Genomic DNA, 5,386 nt, shown 5'->3' on the forward strand with positions numbered 1-5,386 from the left:
TGGTGGTGGCGTCCGGTGGTGCGGAGGCGTCCGCGGCGTTGACAGCGTTGGCTGAGGGTGGGAGTGATCCGGCTCTTGTCACCGGTGCGCGGGTGGAGGGCGGGCTGGTCTGGGTGTTTCCGGGGCAGGGCGCGCAGTGGCTGGGTATGGGCCGGGAGCTGCTGGATTCGTCGGCGGTTTTCGCGGACCGGATCCGGGCTTGCTCGGAGGTGTTCGGGGCGTGGATTGACTGGTCGCTGGAGGCGGTTCTGCGGGGGGAGGTGGACGAGGAGTTCGCCGGCCGGGTGGATGTCGTCCAGGTGGCGAGTTTCGCGGTCATGGTCGGGTTGGCCGAGGTCTGGATCTCGGTCGGGGTGGTGCCGGACGCGGTGATCGGGCATTCGCAGGGTGAGATCGCGGCGGCCTGTGTCGCTGGAGCGCTTTCCCTCGAGGACGCCGCCCGCGTTGTCGCTGTTCGGGCTCAGGCCATTGCCCGGTCGCTGTCCGGGCGGGGTGGTATGGCCTCGGTGGCGCTGCCCGAGGAGGAGGTTGAACAGTGGTTGCGGCCGTGGGCTGGCCGGGTTTCGGTCGCGGCGGTCAACAGCCCGGTCTCCGTTGTCGTTGCGGGGGACGGCGATGCTCTCACCGAGGTGCTGGCCCTTGCGGAGCGTGATGATGTCCGGGCGCGGCGGATCGCCGTCGACTACGCCTCTCATACCTCGCATGTCGAGGCGATCGAGCGGGAGTTGGCTGTTTCGCTGGCTGATGTCCGGGCTCAGGCGCCCGTGCTGCCGTTCTGTTCGACCCTGACCCAGGGGTGGGTCCGTGAGCCCGGTGTTCTGGATGGCGGCTACTGGTACCGCAACCTGCGTCATCCAGTCCGTTTCGCGCCGGTGACCGCTGAGCTGATCGACGCCGGGTACACAAGGTTCACGGAGATCAGCACACATCCGATGCTCGTTCAGTCGGTGACCGAGACCGCTGATCATCTTGATCGGACGGTTATGGCGGGCGGCAGTCTGCGCCGTGACGACGGGGGAGTGCGGCGACTGCTCACGTCGATCGGGCAGATGTTCGCCGCCGGTGTCGCCGTGGATTGGAAGGCCCTGCTTCCGGCATCGAGTCGATGGGTCGAGCTGCCGACCTATGCCTTTGACCATCGCCATTACTGGCTTATCCCTCAGAGTCGTGACGTCGACGCCGGCGGTCTCGGTCTCACCGCGATTGACCATCCGCTTCTTGGTGCGGCCGTGCCTGTGCCGCAGACCGGGGGGCTGCTGGCGACCGGTCGGTTGTCGCTGCGTGCTCAGCTGTGGCTTTCTGACCATCGGGTGGGCGGCGTGGCTGTGGTGCCCGGTGCCGTTCTGGTCGAGCTGGCTGTCCGGGTGGGTGAGGAGGTCGGGTGCGGCGCTCTCGGTGAACTCGTCGTCGAGACGCCGCTCGTACTGCCCGAACAGGGCGCGGTCCGCCTCCAGGTCGCCGTCGGCGGGCCCGGCGGCGACGGCACCCGGCCGGTGGAGATCTATGCGCGGTCGGACGGCGGCGAGCCCGAGGACGGCGACGCCGACCCCTGGGTCCGGCACGCCAGCGGCACGCTCTCGCCTGCGGACGCCACCCGACCGGCTCACGAGATGGCCGTCTGGCCGCCGAGCGGCGCGCGGATGGTCGATGTCGGCGACGGGTACGCGGAGCTGGACCGGGCCGGGTACGGCTACGGTCCGGCGTTCCAGGGCGTGCGAGCGGTCTGGCGGCGCGGCGAGGAGGTCTTCGCCGAGGTCGCGCTGCCGGACGGGCAACGCGCGCAGGCCGGCCGGTTCGGTATCCACCCGGCCCTCCTGGACGCCGCCCTGCACGCGATGATGCTTGCGGCCACCGCCTCGGGCGGCCCGCGCGAGCACCAGACGCCGCTGCTGCCGTTCGACTGGAGCGGCTTCCGGCTGCACACGCCCGGCGCCGCGGTGGTCCGGGCCCGGCTCAGCCCGTCCGGCTCGGATGCGCTGGCCCTGCACGTCGCAGACGAGACCGGCGCGCCCGTGCTCACCCTGGCGTCGCTGGTCTCCCGGCCGGTCGCCGCCGACCGCCTGGAGGTGGCCCGGGCGGCTGCCCGGAACTCGCTGTTCACGGTGGAGTGGGCCGCCCTCCCGGCCGCGCCGGCCGTCGCCGAGCCACCGGCGATCGTTCCGCTGTACGCGGCGGAGGAGATCGCCGTCCTGGCCGGTGTCGTCACGGAGGACCCGGTGCTGGCCGTGGTGGCGGCCTCCGGTCGCGGCGACGCGCTTGCCGCCACCACCTGGATGCTCGACCTGCTGCAGGCATGGCTGGCCGAGCCCGGGCTCGAGGACTCGATGCTCGTGGTGGTCACCCGGGGCGCCGTCGCGGTCTCCGGGGCCGACCTCGCCGACCCGGCCGGCGCCGCCGTCTGGGGCCTGGTGCGCACCGCGCAGGCCGAGCACCCGGACCGGTTTCTCCTGCTCGACACCGACCCGAGCGCAGACACCGACCCGAGCGCGGGCACCGACCCCAGCGCGGAGCTGGACGCCGCCCGGCTGGAGGGCCCGCTGGCCGCGATGCTGGCGGGCGACGAGCCGCAGGCCGCCGTCCGCGGATCAGCCCTCTCGGCGGCGCGGCTGGCCCGGCCCGGCGTGAACGCGGACACGGACGCGGAGCCCGCATGGCGGCCGGACGGCACGGTGCTCATCACGGGCGGCACCGGCACGCTCGGCGCGCTCACCGCCCGGCACCTGGTCACCCGGCACGGTGTCCGGCACCTGTTGCTGACCAGCCGGCGCGGCCCGGACGCCCCGGGTGCTGGGGAGCTGGCGGCCGAGCTGGCCGAGCTGGGTGCCCAGACCATCCGGGTGGTGGCTGCCGATGCCACCGACCGGGACGCCCTCGCGGCCCTGCTGGACGCCGTACCGGCCGAGCACCCGCTGTCCGCCGTCGTGCACACCGCAGGTGTGCTCGACGACGGCGTCGTCGAGGCACAGACGCCGGAGCGGGTGGCGGGTGTCTTCGGGCCGAAGGTGACCGCCGTCGACCACCTGGACGCGTTGACCCGCGATCTCGACCTCGACGCGTTCGTCGTCTACTCCTCCGCGGCCGGCGTGTTCGGGTCGGCCGGGCAGGGCAACTACGCCGCCGCCAACGCCTGCCTCGACGCCCTCGTGGCCCGACGCCGGGCCGAGGGCCGGCCCGGAGTCTCGCTGGCCTGGGGCCTGTGGGAAGAGGCGACCGCGCTGACCGGCCACCTCGGCGAGACCGACCAGGCCCGGGTCAGCCAGGTGGGTGGCGGCACGCTCGGCTCGGCCGAGGGCATGGACCTGTTTGACGCCGCCCTCCGGACCGGGTCACCGCTGTTGGTGCCCATCAGGCTCGACCTGCGCGCGATGCGGTCGGCCGCCGCCGTCGGACGCGCCGTCCCGGCCCTGGCGCGCGGGCTCGTGCGCTCGGCCCGTACGCCTGCCGCGGCGGGCGTCCCCGAGGGGAACGGCCTGACCCGGAGCCTGGTCGGGCTGTCGGCGGCCGAGCGTGAAGCCGTGGTGCTGGGCCTGGTCCGCAGCCATGCCGCGACGGTGCTCGGGCACTCGGGCGCCGACCAGGTCCGCGACGACACCGCCTTCCGCGACACGGGTTTCGACTCGCTGACGTCGGTGGAGCTGCGCAACCGGCTGCGGGAGGCGACCGGGCTGCGGCTGCCCGCGACCGTCGTCTTCGACCACCCCACCCCTGCCGCGCTGGCCCGCCACCTGCTCGCGGAGCTGGGTGAGCTCGGCGAGCCGGCCGAGGGCTCCGTACCCGCGGCGGCGCCGGTCCTGCCGGCGGCGGCGAACGAGCCGATCGCGATCGTCGGCATGGCCTGCCGGCTGCCCGGCGGCGTCCGCACGCCCGACGACCTGTGGCGGCTGGTCGTGGAGGCCCGGGACGGCGTCTCCGGTTTTCCTCTCGACCGTGGCTGGGACCTCGACGGCCTGTTCGACCCCGACCCCGACAAGCCCGGGACGTCGTACACCGACCAGGGTGGTTTCCTGCACGAGGCCGGCCTGTTCGACGCCGCGTTCTTCGGCATCTCGCCGCGTGAGGCGCTCGCGATGGACCCCCAGCAGCGCCTGCTGCTCGAGGTCTCCTGGGAGGCCCTCGAACGGACGGGGATCGACCCGGCCGCGCTGCGCGGCACCGACGTCGGCGTGTACTCGGGTCTGATGGGCGGCGGATACGGGTCCGGCAAGGTGCCCGCCGAGCTGGAGGGGTTCGTCACCACCGGGGCCGGCGCGAGTGTGGCGTCCGGCCGGGTGTCGTACGTGTTCGGGTTCGAGGGACCGGCCGTGACGGTCGACACGGCGTGCTCCTCGTCGCTCGTGGCGATCCACCTGGCCGCGCAGGCGCTGCGGTCCGGCGAGTGCTCGCTCGCCCTGGCCAGCGGGGCGGCGGTGATGTCCGGGCCTGGCGCGTTCGTGCAGTTCTCCCGGCAGCGCGGGCTGGCCCGCGACGGCCGGTGCAAGTCGTACGCGGACGCTGCCGACGGCACGGGCTGGGCTGAGGGCGCCGGTGTGGTCGTGCTGGAGCGGCTGTCGGTCGCCCGGGCCCGCGGGCATCGGATCCTGGCCGTGGTGCGGGGGTCGGCGGTCAACCAGGACGGGGCCTCGAACGGACTGACGGCCCCGAACGGCCCGTCGCAGCAGCGGGTGATCCGGCGGGCGCTGGCCGACGCCGGCCTGGCAGTCGGCGACGTGGACGCTGTGGAGGGCCACGGGACGGGTACGACGCTCGGTGATCCGATCGAGGCCCAGGCCCTGCTGGCGACGTACGGCCAGGGCCGGCCAGCCGACCGGCCGCTGTGGCTGGGGTCGCTGAAGTCGAACATCGGCCATGCGCAGGCCGCCTCGGGCGTGGCCGGGGTGATCAAGACCGTGCTCGCGCTGCGGCACGGCGTGCTGCCGGCCACGCTGCACGTCGACGCGCCGTCCACCCAGGTCGACTGGGAGGCCGGCGCGGTCCGGCTGCTGACCGGGCCGCAGCCGTGGCCCGAGACCGGGCGACCGCGCCGGGCGGGCGTCTCGTCGTTCGGGCTGAGCGGCACGAACGCCCACCTGATCCTGGAGCAGGCGCCCGAGCCGGAGTCCCGGGTGGTGCCGGAGCCGGCACCGGAGGTGTCCGCGGCCGCCGGAACCGGCCGGGAGGCGGTTGTCCTGGTGCTGTCGGCGAAGTCCGGGCGGTCGCTGGCCGGGCAGGCGGGGCGGCTGGCGGAGTTTCTGGCCGGAGCGGACTTCCCCGGTCTGACGCGGGTCGCGGCGGCTCTTGTGGCCGGGCGGGGGCGGCTGGCGCAGCGGGCGGTTGTCGTCGCGGGGACGGTCGGCGAGGCCCGGGCGGAGCTGGGTGCGTTGGCTGCGGGGATGCCGGTGGGCAATGT

At 74.2% G+C, this 5,386-nt stretch carries 1 protein-coding gene; it reads left to right on the forward strand.

The window, feature by feature from the left end; all coding sequences use genetic code 11:
• On the forward strand, window positions 1–5,386 hold a 5,386-nt coding region (locus AC08OV_RS23200), incomplete at both ends, for an SDR family NAD(P)-dependent oxidoreductase (protein ID WP_476620318.1).

This window comes from Frankia sp. CeTa3Moorea (genome assembly GCF_978021225.1).